This is a genomic window from Mesorhizobium sp. 128a (assembly GCF_053848025.1).
This window is the reverse complement of sequence record NZ_JBSPKY010000004.1, coordinates 96,759-116,438: the sequence shown is the minus strand read 5'-3', so window position 1 is coordinate 116,438 and position 19,680 is coordinate 96,759. Positions and strand designations below refer to the sequence as shown.

The window sequence follows — 19,680 nt, the reverse complement described above, 5'->3', positions numbered from 1 at the left end:
GTGGGCTGCTGCCGCCAGCGGTCAGAAGTAAGGCTTCAAATTCTCGCGAATGCGGTCGAGCACCGTCTTGCCAGACAGATCGGGGACGAAGGTTTTGCCGGTGATGGTTTCATATGCCTGCGTATAGACCCGTGACGTCTGCTCGATCAGCTCGGCCGGGATTTTCGGGATACGATCCGTGTAGGGATCGCAGCGCGCCGTGACCCAGGCGCGGATAAAGTCCTTGTCGAAACTCTGCGGCCGCTCGCCAGCCTTGAAACGTCGCTCGTAGCTTTCGGCGAGCCAGTAACGGCTTGAGTCGGGCGTGTGGATTTCATCGGCAAGGATGATGGTGCCATCCCTGTTCGTGCCGAACTCATATTTTGTATCGACCAGGATCAGGCCGCGTTCAGCGGCCAGCGTCTTGCCGCGCGCAAACAGCGCCAGTGCATAGCGCGAGACGGTGTCCCATTGCTCTTCCGACAACAGGCCGCGCGTCAGGATATCGTCCCGCGTCAACGGCTCGTCATGACCGCCATCGAGCGCCTTGCTGGTCGGCGTGATGATGGCCTGAGGCAGCTTCTCATTGTCGCGCAGTCCGTCCGGCAGCCGGATGCCGTACATATCGCGCTCACCGTTCTTGTATTTCGTCAGCACTGAAGTGCTGGTGGTGCCGGCGAGGTAGTCGCGAACGACGATTTCCACCGGCAATATGTCGAGCCGGGTGCCGACGACGACATTGGGGTCGGGATAATCGAGCACATGGTTCGGGCAGATATCTGCGGTTTCCTCGAACCAGTAGCGCGCCGTCTGCGTCAGCAACTCTCCCTTGAGCGGGATCGCCGTCAGGATCACATCGAAAGCGCTCAGCCGGTCGGTGGCGATGATGATGCGGCGGCCATCCGGCAGATCATAATTCTCGCGGACCTTGCCTTTGTAGTGATTCGGCAGTTCCGGGATGAAGGCATCGGAGAGAACGCGCAGTGCTGTCATTCGGTGTCGTGGCTCCCAACGACGTGAGGTTTCGGGGACTATTAACAAAGTCGGTGGCGCTTCGATACCCGAGCAAGAGGCGCCGCGTAACGTGCTGTGTGGACAGGCGTCGATGGCTTCTCATAATAGCGCAATCATGCTTCGGAGGCGAAATGCGGATAGCGGAACGCGGACCCAAACGTCTTGCCATCACGGCAGCGCTGGTGCTGGCAATCTCGTCGTCAGCAGCCGCTGCGGCCTCGACTGATCGAGACCCGACAGCTGACACTCTCGACCGCTGCCTCAACGATCCGGCCCACGGGTCGACTGCTGGCCAGACCGATTGTGAGGCGGCGGCATCGGCTGACTATGATCGGCGGATGAATGCCGCCTATGCGACGCTGATGCACAAGCTGCCGCATGAGGCTGCTCGACAGCTTCAGAAAACGCAGCGCGCGTGGCTGGCCTTTCGCGACACCGAGACCAAGGCCCGAGACGCGCTCTACGAAACCAGGGAAGGCACCATGTTTGTGCCGATGCAGGCCGCCGACGCCACGAACGTCATCCGCGATCGGGCGCTTCAGCTGGAGGGATATGTCGCGGTTATGGCCTTAGGGGATTGATCGAGAGGCAAGGGGGGTGGGGTGGAACTGCAGTTTCTGATCGTCGGGTTTGTCTGCGTGGTGGCAGTCGTGCTGTCGCTTATCACCTTCGTCAAATGGCGCGAGGTGCAGGCGATGAGCCACTGGCTGCCGACGCCGGGAAAGATCATTTCGTCGCGCGTCGAGGCGCGCAAAGTTAAGGTGTCGGGCGTTGGGCCGGACAGCGAAAAGGTCACTGAAGTCAGGAATTTTCCGGCGATCACCTTCGAATACAAGGTGGGGACCAAGAAATTTCGCGGTTCGCGCTACAGCGTGAAGGAGAATCTGGGGAACTTCGAAGTCGAAGAAACGCTGGCGCAGTTTCCTACCGGCGCCGCGGTGACCGTGTTCTACAATCCGGCCGATCCGAGCAAGGCCGTGATCGAGCGCAGCTTGCCTGAGGGCGCCTTCAAATTCATGGTCAAGCTGTCAGCCGGCCTGGTGATCGGCGCTGTGCTGCTGGTGTTTTCGCTCAGTGGCGTTCTGGAGGCGATCCGGTCGCATCTGCCCAAGCCGGAAAACCTCGGCATCGCAGTGTTTCTCATGTTCATCGGGCTGTTCGCCCTGCTCATGGGCATCGCCCATAAGGTGCTGGCAAAACGAGCAACGAAATGGCCGGTGACTGCCGGCCGCATCGATGCGTCGGGTCTTGAGACGGTCCGGATCGACAACGGCTACCGGCGCTGGCGCCCCGTCTTCCGCTCCCGCATCGTCTACAGCTACGAGGTCGCCGGCCGGCGCTACACCGCCGCCCGCGTCACTTTCGGCGCCTACGTGCTGGCCTCGATACCGGCCCTCGTCAGCGGCCAGGCGCAACGCTACGCCGAAGGCAGCAAGGTCGACGTGCACTATGACCCCGCCAACCCCTCCTCGGCCGTGCTCGAATGCCGGGTGCGCGGGCTGTGGGTGCTATGGGTCTGTTCAGCAGGATTTCTCGGCGGCGCGACCTGGCTGGTCGGGTTGGTCTAGGGGAAACTCAATCAGCCGACTGCCGCCGACGGCCGAGACGGGTGGAGGTAGCCATTCGGCTCATCTCCCAGAACGAGCACGTTGCGCTTGAACCTGACCTCCGGCCCGATCCCATCAACTGAGGTGAATCGAGATCCGGAAGAGCCGGTCGAGAAGCGGCGCGGAAGGACTGAGCAGATAGCCCATCGAATCGTAGCGTTACGCCGGAGTTCAGTCCGCCGGGAACTCTGCCTCTCTTTCTCGTATCTTTACCAGGAAATCAGCGCGTTCCTCGTCTGTAAGCGGGCTAGTGCTTCCCAAATTTATATGTTGTGCGTCCGCGACCCAAGAGGCACCTGTTCCTCCCTCTGGATGTATGCCGTACCAATGGTTGATCGTGAACCAGGATACATGTTCGCACCAAGCATACCCGTTCGTGACGGCCGGGTCTGATCGCGACTGAAGCGGGTACAGATTGCCCTTGCCGATGAACCCGTTGCGATCCGCAGGTGGCATCAGGACGATGTCCTCATTGACCGAGAAAGTGATCCTGAGAGCCGTGGGGAAACAGCTCCGAGGCAGAAGAGCAATGAGGTCTTGGGGAACGGGCATGCCGGCGTCAACCAACCTGCAGCCGAAGGTCTTCACGAAATACTTGTAGAGATCGGTTTGCATCTCTGCCCAATCCAAGCCGTAGACTTCGTTGAAATCGATTAGCCGCCTTTTCAGCACGATCTGCTCATTGGCGAATACCCAACTTATTAGGCGGTCGTATGCGATGTCATACTGCTGCGTGCGCGATGTATTGCAGTCGTGACAAAGAAACTGAGTGTACTTGATAGCAGCCGAACGCGGCCCCTGTATGGGAGTGACGGTACCGCCGACGACGTGCACGGGCCTACGATCGCCGACATAAGGACCCGGTCCGTAGGCGCGTACGATATCGGCTTTCTTCAGCCGATGTTCCGCGCTGTCAGCTGGCGACTCACAAATCCAGCACCGTGCAGCCGTCTGGTTCAATTGAATTCCCCTGCGATTCGAGCCGGTGACCTAGTCCGGTGTCTGGCTAGTCCCGTTTAGACAATGCGCCCTGTCTTCTCCTTGATGAGTTCGGCATAAGTATGCGGCCTCTCCTCCATCGCGCTGCCGAAAATCTCTTGCCGCAGGCATTTTGAAGCAATATTTTCAAGATCAGAAATCGGGTCCTCACCGTAATCGACGTAGTAATCATGGTATTTGTCAGACTCGACTACGTCGGGCGCGCCACCATGCATGACCGACCCCCGCAAACTCATCATTTTCTTCAGTCTCGCATAGTCGTATTCTGGGCCAATGAGAGGAGCCACGGACGCCACGACAGCTTGGGTCGCTTGGCTGGCATCACCAAAGATTGCATCTAGTGCCATAAAGAGGGTCGGAAAGCGTGCAACCGGGCTTGGTCCCCAAGCGCGATAGAAGTATTCGAGGGCCTTCGTGTGCTTACGGTCCTGCTTCTGGTCGGAATTGAGCTTCTTGGCTAAGATTTCGAGCCAGGATTTGTCATTTTCAGTCAGAACTATGTCTTCCGAGAGCGGTGGCGTTTCGGAGGCGTGAAAGCCGAAAGAATAACCGCCGCCTTCAAAAGAGGCCCTCCCACCAAAAACCTTTCTGCCAGTGAAGATGTATCGTTCAAAATGATGGGGAAGCAGCGCAAGAGCGCCTAAAACCGTAGCCTTAGTCTTTCCGGCAGCGAAGGAAGTTTTCGCCCGTGTCCCTAACCAGGCCGCAGGCGTGTGCTTATCCCCCTCGTGGTCCGAAAACGGTGGAAACTGATTGGGCAGCAATAACTTTTGGGGAAAAGCCGTCGGCACCTTTCCCGCAAGCGACGACGGAGCAATGAGGAAAAAGGCGCCGCCGTCAAAGTCCTCCTTCACCGTGAGTGGCACAATGGGGTAGATCGTAAGGACGTCTTCAGCCTTGAACAGATCAGAGCCCTTTATTGCCTCCTCCAATTTGGCTTTGGCCGATTCAGAAACGACTTGGGAAAATGGCCCTGTAAAGCGGGGAAAAAAGGCGTCATCCATCATGTGCCAATAATTTTCGGAGACGAAATTCGTAAGCCTGTTTTCGATTTGCCCCATTGGCAGCATTCGCAGGAAACTCGGCCCTTTCTCACGCGCGAAGATGGCGGCGCTTTGCAGGCCTCGACGGCTGTAGTGGACCTCCGTTCCAAACCGCCTTTCAAAGGGAGGAGCACCGGGCTTGCCGAAAAGAAACTTATGTATCGTACCGTCCGTCATTGTCTTGAACATCGAGGCTAGAAGAAGATCTAGCAGTTCGCGTTCGATGCTTCTCTGTGGGATGTCCCTCACTGTCATGGCCGCATGCTAGCGCAAAGTTTTCTTCTTAAATAGCGAGTTAAATAGCGCGAATCAGACCTCGATCTTCTGACGGGCTGTTCGGCCGCCCGCAATCGGTCGAAATCAGTCGTTCTGTGTGATTGGGTTTTGGCCTAAGGCGTTAGATGCCTTCAACTGCGGACGAGAGGCTCCCTGTCGAAACCCGGACCACGTGAACTGCACTGCTCTATGCCTCACGACATGGACGACGCGCGAGAACGGGGGCGGCCTGATATCTAATTTTGGTTTGTAGGACCCAAGTCGAATGTGTTGTCATATTGCACACAATAAGAAGCCCGAGACGATGGTCTCGGGCTTCTTAAATCAACCAAGCCAAACCTTACTCAGCTGCACCCGCTCGTGGCGCCGCACGTATCGCACTTCTCGCAAGTCCCATTCCTTACCATGGTAAAATTCTGGCACTCGGAGCAGGAATTGCCGGTGTAGCCTTGCAGCAGCGACTTGGCGCGGCGGTCGGCGGCGAGTTTCTTTGCCTCGGCCGCTTCGTTGGCTGCGGCGTCGGTGAACAGTGCTGCGGTGGCGTCGGTGGAAGCCGCGTTCTCCTCGAAGGCGATGTCCTCGGCCAGTTCCCTGGCACGCTCCTCATAGTCACGCTTGTAGGCAACCGCCTCGTCGCTGGCCGGCTTCAGCGCCAGCACGTTGGAGCCGGAGAAGGCGGTGGGCGCCGAGCGGGCAGGGGTGCTCGCCGAACCGCCGGCAAAGCCCTTCGGATCGCTGCTTGCCGCGCGGGACACCAGCTTCACCGGCGAACCGCGGGTCAGGCCCTTGGAGACCGCGTCCGTCTTGCCTTCGCTGATGCCACGTCCCAGTGCCGTGTTGGAAAAGTCCGACTGGTCGACATGGGCGAGGTCGTTGCGACCGAGATAGGAGATGGCGAGTTCCCGGAACACGTAGTCGAGGATCGACGTCGCGCTCTTGATGGCGTCGTTGCCCTGCACCATGCCGGCCGGCTCGAACTTGGTGAAGGTGAAGGCGTGCACATATTCGTCGAGCGGCACGCCGTACTGCAGGCCGAGCGAGATGGCGATGGCGAAGTTGTTGAGCAGGCCGCGCAGCGTTGCGCCTTCCTTGTTCATATCGATGAAGATCTCGCCGAGGCGGCCATCGTCATATTCGCCGGTGCGCAGGAAGATGGTGTTGCCACCGATCTTGGCCTTCTGCGTGTAGCCCTTGCGGCGTCCCGGCAGCTTTTCCTGCTCACGCGAAACGCGCTCGATGATGCGCTCGACGATCCGCTCGGTGATCTGCGCCGCGCGCGCCGCCGCCGGGGCCTGGATCAGCTGCTCGACCGCATCGTCCTCATCCTCCTCGCCATCGGCGAGCAGCGACGAATTGAGCGGCTGCGAGAGTTTCGAGCCGTCGCGGTAGAGCGCGTTGGCCTTCAACGCCAGCTTCCACGACAGCATGTAGGCGCCCTTGGCGTCCTCCACCGTCGCGTCGTTTGGCATGTTGATGGTCTTGGAAATGGCGCCGGAGATGAAGGGCTGTGCGGCCGCCATCATCTGGATGTGGCTGTTGATCGACAGCGAACGCTTGCCGATCTTGCCGCACGGGCTGGCGCAGTCGAACACGGCAAGGTGCTCCGCCCTAAGGAAGGGCGCGCCCTCCAGGGTCATCGCACCGCAGACATGGATGTTGGCGGCCTCGATGTTCTTCTTCGAGAAGCCCAGCGCCGGCAGCATCTCGAACGAGAAATCGTTGAGCTGCTCGTCGGTGAACCCGAACGTTTCCTTCACCCAGTCGGCGCCGAGCGTCCACTGGTTGAAGACGAACTTGATGTCGAAGGCCGACTTCAGCGCCGCATTCAGCGCCGCGATCTTCTCATCGGTAAAGCCCTTCGCCTTGAGCGAGCCGGGGTTGACCGCCGGCGCCTGGTTCATGTTGCCGTGGCCGACCGCATAGGCCTCGATCTCGGCGATCTGGCTTTCGGAGTAACCGAGCGTGCGCAGTGCTTCCGGCACGGCGCGGTTGATGATCTTGAAGTAGCCGCCGCCGGCGAGCTTCTTGAACTTCACCAGCGCGAAGTCGGGCTCGATGCCGGTGGTGTCGCAATCCATGACTAGGCCGATCGTGCCGGTCGGCGCGATCACGGTTGCTTGCGCATTGCGGTAGCCATGCTCCTCGCCGAGCTCGATGGCGCGGTCCCAGGCAGCCTTGGCGTGCGCTGCGAGTTCCGGCTGCTTCAGATCGGAAGCGACCAGCGGCACCGGGTTGACGGCAAGCTTCTCGTAGCCGCCCTTTTCACCGTAGGCAGCGCGGCGATGGTTGCGCATGACGCGCAGCATGTTCTGCGCATTGCGGTCGTAATCGGCGAAGGCGCCGAGTTCCGACGCCATCTCGGCCGAGGTGGCATAGGCGACGCCGGTCATGATGGCGGTGAGTGCGGCGCAGATGGCGCGGCCCTCGTCCGAGTCATAGGGAATGCCGGACGTCATCAAGAGACCGCCAATGTTGGCATAGCCGAGGCCGAGCGTGCGGTATTCGTAGGACTGCTTGGCGATCTCCTTCGACGGGAACTGCGCCATCATGACGGAGATTTCCAGAACGACGGTCCACAGCCGCACCGTGTGCTCATAGGCAGCGATATCGATCGTGCCGTCGGCGTTACGGTAGGGCAAAAGGTTGATCGAGGCGAGATTGCAGGCTGTGTCGTCGAGGAACATGTATTCCGAGCACGGGTTGGAGGCCCGGATCGCACCGGCCGAAGCGCAGGTGTGCCAGTCGTTCATCGTCGTGTTGAAATGCAGGCCCGGGTCAGCAGACGCCCAGGCGGCATAGCCGATCTTTTCCCAGAGGTCGCGCGCCTTGAGCGTCTTCAGCACCTTGCCGTCCTTGCGGGCGGTCAGGTGCCAGTCGGCATCGTCCTCGACGGCGCGCAGGAAATTGTCCTTCAGCGACACCGAATTGTTGGAGTTCTGGCCGGAAACGGTGAGGTAGGCGTCGGAATCCCAGTCGGTGTCGTAGGTCTTGAACGACATCGAGGTGTAGCCCTGCTTGGCGAACTGGATGACGCGATAGATGTAGTTCTCCGGCACCGCAGACTTCTTGGCCGCCTTGATCTCGCGCTTCAGCGCGGTGTTGAGCGCCGGATCGAAACAATCGTCGGCATTGCCGTCGCAATTGATGCAGGCCTTCATGATCGCTTCGAGATGCTTCTTGACGATCTTGGATCCTGTCACCAGCGAGGCGACCTTCTGCTCTTCATTGACCTTCCAGTCGATGAATTCCTCGATATCGGGGTGGTCGGCGTCGACAATGACCATTTTCGCCGCGCGGCGCGTCGTGCCGCCCGACTTGATGGCGCCCGCCGCGCGGTCGCCGATCTTGAGGAAGCTCATCAGGCCGGACGAGCGGCCGCCGCCCGACAGTTTTTCGCCTTCGCCGCGCAGCAGCGAGAAGTTGGAGCCGGTGCCGGAGCCGTATTTGAACAGGCGCGCTTCACGCACCCACAGATCCATGATGCCGCCCTCGTTGACGAGATCGTCCTGCACGCCCTGGATGAAGCAGGCATGTGGCTGCGGATGCTCGTAGGAGGACTTCGACTTGGTCAGCTTACCGGTGAACGGGTCGACATAGTAGTGGCCCTGGCTTGGGCCATCGATGCCATAAGCCCAATGCAGGCCGGTGTTGAACCATTGCGGCGAATTCGGCGCCACGCGCTGGGTGGCCAGCATGTAGGCGAGCTCGTCGCGGAAGGTCAGCGCATCGTCTTCCGACTTGAAGTAGCCGCCCTTGTAGCCCCAGTAGGTCCAGGTACCGGCCAGCCGGTCGAAGACCTGGCGAGCGTCGATCTCGGAACCGTAGCGCTCGGCCTCCGGCAGTTTTGCCAGTTCGGCCTCGTCGGCGACGGAGCGCCACAGGAAGGACGGGACGTCGTTCTCCTCGACCTTCTTCAGGCGCGCAGGCACGCCGGCCTTGCGAAAATACTTCTGCGCCAGAATGTCGGCGGCAACCTGGGAAAACTGCGCCGGCACATCGATGTTATCGAGACGGAACACCACCGAGCCATCCGGATTCTTGATCTCCGAAAGCGCCTTGCGGAATTCGATCTCCGCGTAAGCCGATTGCCCTTGCTTGGTGAAACGACGCTCGATGCGCATTGGTCCGATCCCTTTTGTCTATATATAGCGCTTTTCCCCAGGGATTTCTGCCCCACATGGCGAAAAGCACGGTCCGCCGTTTGCCGGTGCTGCAAGCAACACCGACACTCTCCTCGTCGCGGGCGCCAAGCAGCGAACTGGCAAACACCTCTTCAGGCGCTTACCCTGGCTGCAGGCCGACCCACGGGTCCCTCAAAACTGAAACTTTGATCGATTCCCTCGCTGGAGGGAGGTTCACACTATCTAGCGTCGAGACTGCCTGCAAACACTAAATATAGTGTTAACAGATGATTTTTTCCAGTCCGACAATTCTCCCTTTCGTCACCCCAAGCCCCACGATCCCAACGCTTCCGCCAACCTCGTAAACAGGCGAAAATCTGGGCAAAAACGCACAAAATCCGGGAAAAAAGACCGGGCTCTAAACTCTCCGGTCGCGCCCTCAACAAGAGCACATGGCATATAAAAGGCGACTCGGTTTGCGTCGTCAAGGATTCGTTTACGTAGCTTTTGTGACCCCAACATCTTGTGTGTCACATATGTGGATAACGGGGATAGAAAGCGGCTGGGGAAAGCCCGGTTTTGCCGGCGTACATCACTGGTGAGCGGTTCACCGGGGACAGGCCCGGCCGGATTCGGCTCACAGCCTTTTCATTTTAGCTGGCGTGCATTATGTCTTTGGCGTCGCGCGGGGGCGCGTCTTGTCAATTCCAAGAGCATCCGTTACGCCCCGCCCATGACAGTTACCGTCCGTTTTGCCCCCTCACCAACCGGCCGCATTCATATCGGCAATGCCCGCACCGCCTTGTTCAACTGGCTGTTTGCCATGAACAACAAGGGCCGTTTCATTCAGCGTTTCGACGACACCGACATTGGCCGCTCGAAGCAGGAATTTTCCGACGCCATCCTGTACGACCTGCACTGGCTGGGCATTTTCCCCGACGCCACCGAATACCAGTCGCGGCGCTTCGAAGCTTACGACGCGGTGGTTGAACGGCTGCAGGCGGCAGGCGTGCTCTATCCCTGCTACGAAACCCCTGAAGAACTCGACCTGCGCCGCAAGGTGCGCCGCACGCGCGGCCTGCCGCCGGTCTATGGCCGCGAGGCGTTGACGCTTTCGCAGCAGCAGATCGCCGAGTACCGGTCGGACGGGCGCCGGCCACACTGGCGCTTTCTGCTGCCCAACTTCACCAGCGACCCGTTGCAGCCGGAACGCACCGAAATCCACTGGGAGGATCTGGTGCGCGGCGAGGAAACCGTCGACCTCGCCTCGCTGTCCGATCCGGTGCTGCGGCGCGAGGACGGCACCTATCTCTACACGCTGCCTTCGGTAGTGGATGATATCGATATGGGGGTCAGCCACGTTATCCGCGGCGACGACCACGTCACCAACACCGGCGTGCAGATCGCGCTGTTCAAGGCGCTGGGCGCCGAGCCGCCTGTGTTCGGCCACCACAATCTGCTGACCACGGCCTCGGGTGAGGGCCTGTCGAAGCGCAGCGGCGCGCTGTCGATCGAGAGCCTGCGCGAGGACGGCATCGAACCGATGGCGGTCGCTTCTCTGGCCGTGCTTGTCGGCACCTCGGAAAATGTCGCGGCCATGCATGACATGCCGGCACTCGCCGAGCGCTTCGATCCCGCCGCAACGTCGAAATCGGCGGCCAAATTCGACCCGGACGAGCTGTTCGTGCTCAATCGCGCGCTCATGCATCACATGCCATTCGCCGAGGCGCAGGACCGGCTGATTGTGCTCGGCATCTCGGGCGACAAGGCCGAACCGTTCTGGCTGGCGGTGCGCGGCAATATCGACCGGCTGAGCGATGCGGCCGGCTGGTGGCGTATCCTTGCCGACGGGCCGCAGCCGGCGCCGGAATTTTCCGACGAGGATCGCGACTTCCTGCAGCAGGCTTTCGACCTCTTGCCGGAAGAGCCATGGACCGGCACGGTCTGGAAGGACTGGACGGCCAGGATCAGGGAAGCCAGTGGCCGCAAGGGCAAGGCGCTGTTCATGCCTCTGAGGCTGGCGCTTACCGGACTTGCTTCCGGGCCGGAGCTTGCAGATCTATTGCCGCTGCTGGGTCGGGAAGGAACGCTGGCCCGACGACCCTGACCTTGCGCTGGTCGGGCGGGATCAGCGACACCGGCGATACCACCGGTTTGACGGCTAGGCGCTTGATGGCGTCGCGGTCGAGCCCGCCTTGCATGTTGGCCAGCGTCTCCGGATCCGCGCCCGCATCGGGCTTTGCGGCCGGCATCGGAATGAACGGCGTCGCCTGGGTGTCAGGCCGCGATTGTTCGGGCGGTGGCGGGTTGCCGCCGATGATCTCGAAATTTCCAGCCTGCGAATTGCAGCCGCAGGCCAGGGGCCGCGACATGTCGGGTTTTTTGTAGAGATAGGCGGTTGGCAATTCGCTGTAGGGACGGCCGGTGACCGATGACGTCATGTTGGCCGAATCGTCATCCATGCCGCGCGAATAGAACACCTGCATCTCTGTGCCGGGGCAGCTCGATTCGCAGTTTTTCTGATCACGCTCGAAATCGCCCAGCGAAGCCGAATTCGACATCGGGAAGAAATAGCCGTCGCAGGTGCGTACACAGCTCGTATGGAACTCGCCGCCGACCGTCGGGAAATCCGGCACGCCGGGCTGGTTGAGCACGCGGCGCACATTGCGTTCTTCGTCGGGATCGTCGGGCTGATCGAGCGTGTCGATCTCCCGGTTGCCACCGAAAAGCTGGTCGAACAGATTGCCGTCGTCGGGTTCGCGGCTGGCTTCTTGCTCCTGCAGGCGTGGCGCGGGCTCGTCCCGGCAGCCATTGGCGTCGAGCGCGGCCAGGATGCGGCCGCGGTCGCGCCGCGAACCGCCGCCGGCAAGCTGCGCGCGCTTGGCTTGCAACGCGTCGAGATTGGCGTTCATGCGATCGATGCTGCTGTTCAGCGCAGCACATTGGCTGACGTTGCGCGAAAACAGCGAAAACCCGCAATTCGCATCGCTCGCCCGGCCGCGCACCTTTGACAATTGTTCCAGCTGGCGGGCGATGGCGTTGTCATACTTGCGCACCATGCCAGACTTGCCGCCGCCATTCGATGAAGAAGCAAGCTCGGCTTCCAGCTGCCGGCAGACACGCGAAGCGGCTTGTGGTTCGGTGGCGGCGACGGCCGAAAGCACCAGCGCGCCAAGCAGCGCAGCCAAATGCGTCCACTTTCCGCCTGCCATTGCCAGAGACCCCGCTTGCCTGCCTGTCGCGATGCTACCGGATTCGCGGTTAACCGTTCCCTCAATCTACAACCAAAGATGGTCTTAGCCCATAGACGCGGTGCAAGAGGTGTTCGGATAAGGCGCATCTGCGCCATCTCACCGCTGCAATGAAAAAGGCGCAATCGCTCGGGAAATATCCCTCGATCAAGCAATGCCCCGGGGCCTGGCATGACCACGATCAGCCGTCGAACCGCACTGCAATTCGGTCTGGTCTGCTTGGCGGCGCCCACCCTCGCGCAGGAAAGGCCAGCCGCGCCGGACTGGCGCAGCAGACTGGTCGAAGCCGCGCGTGAGCAGATCGGCGTCACCACTCTCTACGACCCGACCTATGTCCGGCTCGGCTATCCCGGCGGCGATGTCGCGCCGGATCGGGGCGTGTGCACGGATGTCGTCGTGCGCGCCTATCGCCGCGCCTTCATTCTCGACCTGCAGAAACTGGTGCATGAGGACATGGCGGCCAATTTTGCGGCCTATCCCAAGACCTGGGGCCTGAAAGCGACTGACCGCAACATTGACCACCGACGGGTAGGCAACCTTGCCGCCTTTTTCGGCCGCAAGGGCGTTTCCTTGGCCGTAAGCGAGGAGCCCGCCGACTTTCAGCCAGGCGATCTCGTCACCCAGATGCTGCCCGGCAATCTGCCGCACATCGTCATCGTCTCGTCCGAACGCTCGGCGGACGTGCCGGAAAGGCCGCTCGTAATTCACAATATCGGGGCGGGCGCCCGGCAAGAGGATACTTTGTTCGCCTTCAGGCAGACCGGGCACTACCGCTTCGCGCCTGCCTGAGGAACTCAGCCGAAATCAACCACCGCCTGCGCCTTGTGCGCTGCCTCGACCACCGCCAGCGCCGTCATGTTGACGACGCCGCGCGAGGTCACCGACGGCGTCAATATATGCGCCGGCTTGTCGGTGCCGAGCAGGATCGGGCCGACATGCAGCGCGTCCATCATCGTCCTCAGTGCGGACAGCGTGATGTTGGCGGAGTCGAGGTTCGGGAACACCAGCAGATTGGCTTCGCCCTTCAACCGCGAATGCGGATAGACGCGCTGGCGCAGATTCTCCGACAGCGCGGTGTCGGCATGCATTTCGCCGTCGCATTGCAGGTCGGGCGCAACCCGCGCCAGGATCGCCGCTGCCTGCCGCATCTTCAGGGCGCTGGGGGAATCGCGCGAGCCGAAATCCGAATGCGAGAGCAGCGCCGCCTTCGGCTCGATGCCGAAGCGCTGGATTTCCTCCGCCGCCAGAATGGTCATTTCGGCAATTTCCTCGGCCGTCGGATCGACCGAGACATGGGTGTCGGTCAGGAAAATGATACCGCGCTGCGAGATCAGCATCGACAGCGTCGACAGATCGCGGTCCTTGACGCCGGGGCGAGCGCCGATGACCAGCGTCACATTGCGCAGATGCCGCTCGAAACGGCCTTCGAGGCCGCAGACCATGGCGTCGGCATCGCCGCGCTTCAGCGCCAGTGCCGCGATGACCGTATTGTCGGTGCGCACCATGGTGCGCGCGGCTTCGGTCGTGACGCCGCGCCGGCCGGCAAGCTCGATCAGCAGGTCGACATAGTGGCGGTAGCGCGGATCGTCCTCGGGGTTGATCAGGCCGAAATCGACGCCGGGCTTGATGCGCAGGCCATAGCGCTTCAGCCTGACCTCGATGACATGCGGGCGACCGATCAGGATTGGCTCGGCGATGCCTTCCTCCAGCACCACTTGCGCCGCGCGCAACACGCGTTCGTCCTCGCCGTCGGCATAGATCACGCGCTTGGCGCTCGACGCCTTGGCCGAGGAAAACACCGGCTTCATCACCAAACCGGAGCGGAAGACGAAGCGGTTGAGCTGGTCGATATAGGCGGCGAAATCGGTGATTGGCCGGGTCGCGACGCCGGTGTCGCAGGCGGCCTTGGCCACGGCTGGCGCAATGCGCAGGATCAGGCGCGGATCGAAGGGCGATGGGATCAGGAAGTCAGGCCCGAAGATCGGGGTCTCGCCGGAATAGGCGCGCGCCGCAACATCGGACGGCTCTTCGCGGGCAAGGGCTGCGATCGCCCGGACCGCCGCCATCTTCATCTCCTCGTTGATGGCGCTGGCGCCGCAGTCCAGCGCGCCGCGGAAGATGTAAGGAAAACACAGTACGTTGTTGACCTGATTGGGAAAATCGGAACGGCCGGTGCAGATCATCGCGTCCGGACGTGCGGCGCGCGCCGTCTCCGGCATGATCTCGGGATTGGGGTTGGCCAGCGCCAGGATCAGCGGCTTTTCCGCCATGTGCTGCAGCAGTTCCGGCTTCAGCACGCCGGCCGCCGACAGGCCGAGGAAGACATCGGCGCCCGGGATCACATCGGCCAGCGTGCGCGCCTCGGTGTCCTTCACATAGGGATCTTTCCAGCGGTCCATCTCATCGGTGCGGCCCTTGTAGGCGACGCCGAACCGGTCGGTGACCCAGATGTTTTCAACTTTGGCGCCGAGCGAGACCAGCAGATTGAGGCAGGCGAGCGCCGCCGCACCGGCGCCCGAGGTGACGATCTTGATGTCGGAAATGGTCTTGCCGGCGAATTCCAGCCCGTTGAGCACGGCGGCGGCGACGATGATGGCGGTGCCGTGCTGGTCGTCGTGGAATACGGGAATGCTCATGCGCGCCTTCAACTGCGCCTCGACCTCAAAACATTCCGGCGCCTTGATGTCCTCGAGATTGATGCCGCCGAAGGTCGGCTCCAGCGCCGAGATCGTCTCGACCATGCGCTCGATGCCGGGCGCGTCGATCTCGATGTCGAAGACGTCGATGCCGGCGAACTTCTTGAACAGCACCGCCTTGCCTTCCATCACCGGCTTGGAGGCGAGCGGGCCGATATTGCCGAGGCCAAGCACCGCCGAACCGTTGGAGACGACGCCGACCAGATTGGCGCGCGCCGTATAGTCGGCGGCGGTCGCCGGATTGTCGCGGATTTCAAGGCACGGGGCTGCGACACCCGGCGAATAGGCCAGCGCCAGGTCGCGCTGGTTTCCGAGCGGCTTGGTTGCCTGGATCTCGAGCTTTCCCGGTCGCGGATGCTTGTGGAAGTAAAGGGCGGCTTCGTCGAGGTCCGAACGTGCCGGTTTCTTGTTGTCGCCTTCCATGCGGCCGCTCCCTCGAAACTGCTATGCCAGCGTCCTTTTAGCATGCGGCCAAGGTTTGTCGCGACGCTAAATGACGCGCCGTCAGCTTTCCGCCACCGCACGTCGAAAGCGCCGTTGTATCAGATATTTATACCGATTTCATCGCGAACGACTCCTGCTGCTTCGCAGGCGCGTCGATCAGAATGCGCTGACATAGAGGCCGCCATCGACCGGGATGTTCTGGCCCGTGAGGTAGCCGGCATGGACCGAGCACAGGAAGGCGCAGATCTGGCCGAACTCTTCCGGCGTGCCGAGCCGCTTGGCCGGAACGTCGGCGCTGATGCGGGCCTTGCGGGCGGCAGCAGCGGCCGGGTCTTCCGTCGTGCCGGCCTCGTGCGGGCCGCGTAGCCGGTCGGTGTCGAGCTTGCCCGGCAGCAGGCTGTTGATGGTTACGTTGCGGTCGATCACCGTGCGCGCCACGCCGGCCAGGAACGAGGTCAGGCCCGCGCGGGCACCCGATGACAGGTCGAGGCCAGGGATCGGCACATAGACCGACAGCGAGGTGATGTTGACGATGCGGCCGAAGCCGCGCTTGGCCATGCCGTCGATGACAGCCTGCACCAGTTCGATCGGCGTCACCATGTTCTGCGTCACGCCTTCGAGGATTTTTGCACGGTCGAGCTCGCGGAAATCGCGCAGCGGCGGACCGCCATTGTTGTTGACCAGAATGTCGGGGTCGGGGCAGGCGGCAAGGAGTGCCTTCTGTACATCGGGTTTCGAGACGTCGCCGATAATCTCCGTCACCTTCACGCCGTAGCGTTCGCGCAGTTCGGCGGCGGTTTTCGCCACCAGTTCGGCATTGCGTCCGTTGACGACCAGATCGCAGCCCGCCTCGGCCAGCGCCATGGCGCAGCCGCGGCCGAGCCCCTTGCTTGAAGCGCAGACAATGGCCTTCTTGCCCCTGATACCGAGATCCATGACGATTTTCTCCTGTGATTGGCGCGGCACGCTAGCTCTTTGGCTGGCCCAATCGCAACCGTCATACGGTTGTTGCATGAATCGGGGCATAGCCTGCGCGAAAGCAACGGTGACGATCTGATGTCCAGCACAGAAACCCGCACTTTCCGCAGCATGTTCATATCCGACCTGCATCTCGGATCTAAGGCGGCCAAGGCCGAGTTCCTGATCGACTTCCTGCGGTATCACGACGCCGATATCATCTATCTCGTCGGCGACATCGTCGACGGCTGGCGGCTGCGGCGCAGCTGGCATTGGCCGCAGAGCCACAATGACGTCGTCCAGAAACTGCTGCGCAAGGCGCGCAAGGGCACCTCGATCACCTACATCGCCGGCAATCACGACGAGTTCGCGCGCCAGTTCCAGGGCGTGCATTTCGGCGGCATCGTCGTTGCCGACCGAGCCATCCACGAAACCGCCGACGGCAGGCGCCTGCTGGTCATCCATGGCGATCAGTTCGACACCGTCGTCCACAATCAGCGCTGGCTGGCGTATCTCGGCGACTACGCCTATGACGCGGCCATGATGGTGAACCGCGTGGTGACGAAGCTCCGCCATCTGTTAGGCCTTCCTTACTGGTCGTTCTCGTCCTGGGCAAAGGGAAGGGTCAAGAGGGCGGTCAATTTCATCGGCTCGTTCCAGACCGTGCTCTCCGACGAGGCGCGCCGCTCGCATGTCGACGGCGTCATCTGCGGCCATATACACCACGCCGTGATCGAGAATTACGGCGATGTGCAGTACATCAACACCGGCGACTGGGTGGAGAGCTGCACGGCGGTGGTCGAGCATTTCGACGGCCGCATGGAGATCATCCACTGGGCGAAAATCCTGCCCGAGGCGCCAGACGAGCCCTTCATCCCGATGCTGATCGAGGACAGGGTCGTCGAAGCGGCGTGAACCCCTGTTAATCGGTTAGTCCAGGCAGTTTCGACTCGCTTCCCCGCATGTTAAGGGATCGATGCGCGTTGCAGCCCTTTGTGCAGCGTTATTGGATCGATTCATGTCGCTGCCGCCGCTCTCGCCTGAACAACTCGTCAAGCCGCGCCATTTCGAACTGCGTATGAGCCTGATCTTCGCGACACTCTTTGTGTCGCTGGGAACGCATGTGCCCTTTTTCCCGGTTTGGCTCGAGGCTCAGGGGTTTGACGCCGAGCAGATCGCCATTATCCTGGCCGCGCCGATGTTTTTGCGCGTGGTGACGACGCCGCTTCTCACCGCACTGGCCGACCGGGCGAAGGACAGGGCCGACGTCTATATCGCGCTGGTGGCAGCAACCATGGTGCTTTCCGCCGGCTATTTCCTCACCCCCACCTACGTCATGGTGCTTGCCGTTTCGCTGGCGCTGACGGTGGTGTGGACGCCGCATTCGCCGATCGCCGATTCACTGGCGCTGTCGGGCGTGCGCCGTTTCGGTTCCAACTACACGGCGATGCGCAAATGGGGCTCGATCTCCTATCTCTGCGCCAATGCCGTCGGGGGCTTCATCCTGTACTGGACAAGCGTGCAGGCCGTGCCGGTGATCATCTTCCTGTCGCTTGCAGCCGCACTCGTCGCCGGGCTGCTGGCGCCCCGCCTTGGCCGTCCGCGCCGGGCCTCGCCGCTGTCGGCCACCGACATCCAGCATTCGGCGCCCAGCCTGCTTAACCCGTATTTCCTCTATTTCACCCTCGGCGTCGGCATCATCACCGCCAGCCATGCCTTTCTCTACGGCTTCGTATCGATCTACTGGAAGTCGATTGGCATCAGCGGCTCCGTCATCGGCCTGCTATGGGCTTGGGGCGTCGTAGCCGAAGTCTGCATGTTTTTGTTTTTCAACCGTATTTTCGCCTCCGTCTCGGTCGTCAAGGTGATGCTGATCGCCGGTATCGGCTCGATCGTGCGCTGGATCGCCTTTCCGCTGATCTGGCCGCTCGGGCTTGGCGTTATCGGCTTCTTCGGCGTCCAGACCTTGCACTCGGTGTCAGTGGCGATGGTGCTGATCGGCTTGCAGAGGATGATCGGCGAGACGGTTTCGGAAGAGCGCACCGGTGCCGCGCAAGGCATTGCCTACTTCTTCAATGGCTTCTTCATGGCTGCGGTGACACTGGCATCCGGCCCGCTTTACGAGCGCTACGGCGTCGACGGCTTCCTGGCGATGATCCCGATCGCCATCACCGGCCTGGCGCTGATCGGGCTCGCCGCGCGCTCAGAGCATCTCACCGTTTCACTCAGACGGTGAGATGCTCTGGTTTTTGTCTTTAACGCAATTCCGGACGGAAAACCGCTTCGCACTTTTCCTGGAATTGCTCAGCCCCACAGCATCCTGTCAGGCGGTGACACCAGCGACCCCTGGTAGACGAGGCTGGGATCGCGGTCGCGCGCCAAAAGCAGCGGACCGTCGAGATCGACGAACTCGGCGCCTTGCGCGAGCAGCACCGCCGGCGCCATCGCCAGCGAGGTGCCGACCATGCAGCCGACCATCACCTCGAAGCCCAGTTCGCGGGCGCGGTCACGAAGGGTAAGCGCAGCAGTCAGGCCGCCGGATTTGTCGAGCTTGATGTTGACGGCGTCATAGAGGCCGACAAGTCCTTCGAGGTCCTTGGCCTCGTGCACGCTTTCGTCGGCACAGATCGGCAACGGGTGCGCGATGTGGCGCAAGATCGCGTCATGACCGGCGGGAAGCGGCTGTTCGATCAGGGTGATGCCGTGATCGGCCGCAAAAGCTAGGTTCTCGACGATGTTGGCATCGGTCCAGCCTTCATTGGCGTCGAGGATGATGCGGCTGTCGGGCGCCGCTTCGGTCACGGCGCGGATGCGGGCAACATCGTTGTCGCCGCCGATCTTAACCTTGAGCAACGGCCGCCCCGCATTGGCGCGGGCTTGCGCCGCCATCGCCTCCGGCTCGCCCAGCGACAGCGTGTAGGCCGTCTCCAGCGCCGACAAGGGCATGGCGTGGATAATGTCCGCCACCGCTATGCCGCTCGTCTTCGCCTCCAGGTCCCACAAGGCGCAGTCGATGGCGTTGCGCGCAGCACCAGCCGGCATCGCATCGAGCAGGTCCTTCCGGCTGATGCCGCCTTCTATCTGCCGGCGCATCGCCTCGATGGCGTCGCGCACGCCGTCCATGGTCTCGCCATATCGCTTGTAAGGGACGCATTCGCCCCATCCGCGATTGTCCCCATCGCTGATCGTGCATGTGATGACTTCGGCTTCGGTCTTCGATCCGCGTGAGATGGTGAAGGTGCCGGCGATGGGAAAACGCTCGGCCTCGACCGAAATGACACGCGCCATAATTT

14 protein-coding genes are annotated in these 19,680 nt (G+C 61.6%); 6 read left to right on the top strand and 8 right to left on the bottom strand.

All coding sequences use genetic code 11. The features are described 5' to 3' along the window. Nucleotides 1–21: 21 nt before the first annotated feature. Nucleotides 22–963: a phosphoribosylaminoimidazolesuccinocarboxamide synthase gene (locus ACWTU9_RS09230; RefSeq protein WP_455858272.1), complete on the bottom strand. Its 942-nt coding sequence runs from the start codon at nucleotides 961–963 to the stop codon at nucleotides 22–24. 161 nt (nucleotides 964–1,124) lie between these two features. Between ACWTU9_RS09230 and ACWTU9_RS09225 the strand changes: the two genes are divergently transcribed. After that, nucleotides 1,125–1,574, top strand: a complete 450-nt coding sequence (locus ACWTU9_RS09225) for a lysozyme inhibitor LprI family protein (protein WP_455858023.1) — start codon at nucleotides 1,125–1,127, stop codon at nucleotides 1,572–1,574. A gap of 21 nt (nucleotides 1,575–1,595) precedes the next feature. Continuing rightward, nucleotides 1,596–2,561, top strand: a complete 966-nt coding sequence (locus tag ACWTU9_RS09220) for a DUF3592 domain-containing protein (RefSeq protein WP_455858022.1) — start codon at nucleotides 1,596–1,598, stop codon at nucleotides 2,559–2,561. 210 nt (nucleotides 2,562–2,771) lie between these two features. Here ACWTU9_RS09220 and ACWTU9_RS09215 read toward each other — a convergent pair whose 3' ends face one another. The 3 genes from ACWTU9_RS09215 to ACWTU9_RS09205 all read right to left on the bottom strand — a co-directional run bounded on the left by ACWTU9_RS09215 (nucleotide 2,772) and on the right by ACWTU9_RS09205 (nucleotide 9,039). After that, nucleotides 2,772–3,560 (bottom strand): hypothetical protein, encoded by a 789-nt coding sequence (locus tag ACWTU9_RS09215; RefSeq protein WP_455858021.1) that lies wholly within the window; start codon nucleotides 3,558–3,560, stop codon nucleotides 2,772–2,774. A gap of 56 nt (nucleotides 3,561–3,616) precedes the next feature. Then, nucleotides 3,617–4,897 carry a hypothetical protein gene (locus tag ACWTU9_RS09210; protein ID WP_455858020.1) on the bottom strand — a complete coding sequence of 427 codons (1,281 nt, stop codon included), beginning with the start codon at nucleotides 4,895–4,897 and terminating at the stop codon, nucleotides 3,617–3,619. Nucleotides 4,898–5,262: 365 nt separating this feature from the next. Then, the gene (locus ACWTU9_RS09205) at nucleotides 5,263–9,039 is read right to left on the bottom strand and encodes a vitamin B12-dependent ribonucleotide reductase (protein ID WP_455858019.1); all 3,777 of its coding nucleotides are present in this window, start codon (nucleotides 9,037–9,039) and stop codon (nucleotides 5,263–5,265) included. A 733-nt stretch (nucleotides 9,040–9,772) separates the two neighbouring features. Here ACWTU9_RS09205 and gltX point away from each other — a divergent pair. Then, on the top strand, nucleotides 9,773–11,146 hold the full coding sequence (gene gltX, locus ACWTU9_RS09200; RefSeq protein ID WP_455858018.1) for a glutamate--tRNA ligase: 1,374 nt from the start codon (nucleotides 9,773–9,775) through the stop codon (nucleotides 11,144–11,146). Here gltX and ACWTU9_RS09195 read toward each other — a convergent pair. After that, complete coding sequence (locus tag ACWTU9_RS09195) at nucleotides 11,064–12,257, bottom strand: DUF2865 domain-containing protein (RefSeq protein ID WP_455858271.1); 1,194 nt, start codon at nucleotides 12,255–12,257, stop codon at nucleotides 11,064–11,066. The genes gltX and ACWTU9_RS09195 overlap by 83 nt on opposite strands. Before the next feature lie 204 nt (nucleotides 12,258–12,461). Between ACWTU9_RS09195 and ACWTU9_RS09190 the strand changes: the two genes are divergently transcribed. Continuing rightward, nucleotides 12,462–13,079, top strand: coding sequence for a DUF1287 domain-containing protein (locus ACWTU9_RS09190; RefSeq protein ID WP_455858017.1), 618 nt, complete (start codon nucleotides 12,462–12,464; stop codon nucleotides 13,077–13,079). Between the two features lie 5 nt (nucleotides 13,080–13,084). Here ACWTU9_RS09190 and ACWTU9_RS09185 read toward each other — a convergent pair whose 3' ends face one another. Then, nucleotides 13,085–15,409, bottom strand: a complete 2,325-nt coding sequence (locus ACWTU9_RS09185; protein ID WP_455858016.1) for an NADP-dependent malic enzyme — start codon at nucleotides 15,407–15,409, stop codon at nucleotides 13,085–13,087. 177 nt (nucleotides 15,410–15,586) lie between these two features. Beyond that, a complete protein-coding gene (locus ACWTU9_RS09180; RefSeq protein ID WP_455858015.1) occupies nucleotides 15,587–16,366 on the bottom strand; it encodes an SDR family oxidoreductase in 780 nt (259 codons plus the stop codon). Nucleotides 16,367–16,486: 120 nt separating this feature from the next. Here ACWTU9_RS09180 and ACWTU9_RS09175 point away from each other — a divergent pair, with 120 nt between their 5' ends. Together ACWTU9_RS09175 and ACWTU9_RS09170 are read left to right on the top strand one after the other, a co-directional pair. Beyond that, on the top strand, nucleotides 16,487–17,302 hold the full coding sequence (locus tag ACWTU9_RS09175) for a UDP-2,3-diacylglucosamine diphosphatase (protein ID WP_454576220.1): 816 nt from the start codon (nucleotides 16,487–16,489) through the stop codon (nucleotides 17,300–17,302). Between the two features lie 103 nt (nucleotides 17,303–17,405). Beyond that, on the top strand, nucleotides 17,406–18,623 hold the full coding sequence (locus tag ACWTU9_RS09170; protein WP_455858014.1) for an MFS transporter: 1,218 nt from the start codon (nucleotides 17,406–17,408) through the stop codon (nucleotides 18,621–18,623). A 68-nt stretch (nucleotides 18,624–18,691) separates the two neighbouring features. Here ACWTU9_RS09170 and dgcA read toward each other — a convergent pair whose 3' ends face one another. Continuing rightward, nucleotides 18,692–19,675 (bottom strand): N-acetyl-D-Glu racemase DgcA, encoded by a 984-nt coding sequence (gene dgcA, locus ACWTU9_RS09165; protein ID WP_455858013.1) that lies wholly within the window; start codon nucleotides 19,673–19,675, stop codon nucleotides 18,692–18,694. Between the last annotated feature and the right edge of the window lie 5 nt (nucleotides 19,676–19,680).

What these genes read in the sequence shown, in the direction of transcription:
- ACWTU9_RS09225 (WP_455858023.1), top strand. Translation starts at nt 1,125, where the DNA reads ATGCGGATAGCGGAACGCGGACCCAAACGTCTTGCCATCACGGCAGCG.
- ACWTU9_RS09210 (WP_455858020.1), bottom strand. Translation starts at nt 4,897, where the DNA reads ATGACAGTGAGGGACATCCCACAGAGAAGCATCGAACGCGAACTGCTA.
- ACWTU9_RS09205 (WP_455858019.1), bottom strand. Translation starts at nt 9,039, where the DNA reads ATGCGCATCGAGCGTCGTTTCACCAAGCAAGGGCAATCGGCTTACGCG.
- gltX (WP_455858018.1), top strand. Translation starts at nt 9,773, where the DNA reads ATGACAGTTACCGTCCGTTTTGCCCCCTCACCAACCGGCCGCATTCAT.
- ACWTU9_RS09190 (WP_455858017.1), top strand. Translation starts at nt 12,462, where the DNA reads ATGACCACGATCAGCCGTCGAACCGCACTGCAATTCGGTCTGGTCTGC.
- ACWTU9_RS09185 (WP_455858016.1), bottom strand. Translation starts at nt 15,409, where the DNA reads ATGGAAGGCGACAACAAGAAACCGGCACGTTCGGACCTCGACGAAGCC.
- ACWTU9_RS09180 (WP_455858015.1), bottom strand. Translation starts at nt 16,366, where the DNA reads ATGGATCTCGGTATCAGGGGCAAGAAGGCCATTGTCTGCGCTTCAAGC.
- ACWTU9_RS09175 (WP_454576220.1), top strand. Translation starts at nt 16,487, where the DNA reads ATGTCCAGCACAGAAACCCGCACTTTCCGCAGCATGTTCATATCCGAC.
- ACWTU9_RS09170 (WP_455858014.1), top strand. Translation starts at nt 17,406, where the DNA reads ATGTCGCTGCCGCCGCTCTCGCCTGAACAACTCGTCAAGCCGCGCCAT.
- dgcA (WP_455858013.1), bottom strand. Translation starts at nt 19,675, where the DNA reads ATGGCGCGTGTCATTTCGGTCGAGGCCGAGCGTTTTCCCATCGCCGGC.